The organism is Chryseobacterium sp. SIMBA_029, assembly GCF_046535275.1.
Classification (GTDB): domain Bacteria; phylum Bacteroidota; class Bacteroidia; order Flavobacteriales; family Weeksellaceae; genus Chryseobacterium.
This window is the reverse complement of sequence record NZ_JAWRXA010000053.1, coordinates 1-403: the sequence shown is the minus strand read 5'-3', so window position 1 is coordinate 403 and position 403 is coordinate 1. Positions and strand designations below refer to the sequence as shown.

Annotated in this window: 1 protein-coding gene; it reads right to left on the bottom strand. The window is 64.5% G+C overall.

Annotated features, from left to right (window positions below; translation table 11 throughout):
* A partial coding sequence (locus SB679_RS23175; RefSeq protein WP_410704640.1) for a DUF3291 domain-containing protein occupies positions 1–403 on the bottom strand: 403 nt, incomplete at both ends.

Genomic DNA, 403 nt, shown 5'->3' with positions numbered 1-403 from the left:
AGATGCTCGAGCCGCTGAGCACCCTCCCCCCAATCCGGCCGATGCGTTGCGGAAACCCACCAGAGCACGAGCGGCGGCCATGCCGGCTTCACATTCCAGCTGCGGGCATTCTTGAGCGCCTCGGCATGCACGCCATTGTAGCTGAACGCCATCAGCGACTCGATATCAGCCCAGAGTGAGAGCGATGATGGCGCGGACGTGAAGCCGCTGCCCTCGATGTAACGCGGAAAGACTTGCCCACCCCAGCTTCTGGTGCCGGGCACGCCCGGATAACCCGAGCGGCCGAGGAAGCCGCTGGCACGCGTCGCCGCCTCGAAGTTCAGCGGCTCGCTCAGGACAAAGCCCTGGATGGTCTCGCTTTCCGGAGGAGCGACGTGGAGGCCAAAATTGTAGAAGGCCAGGC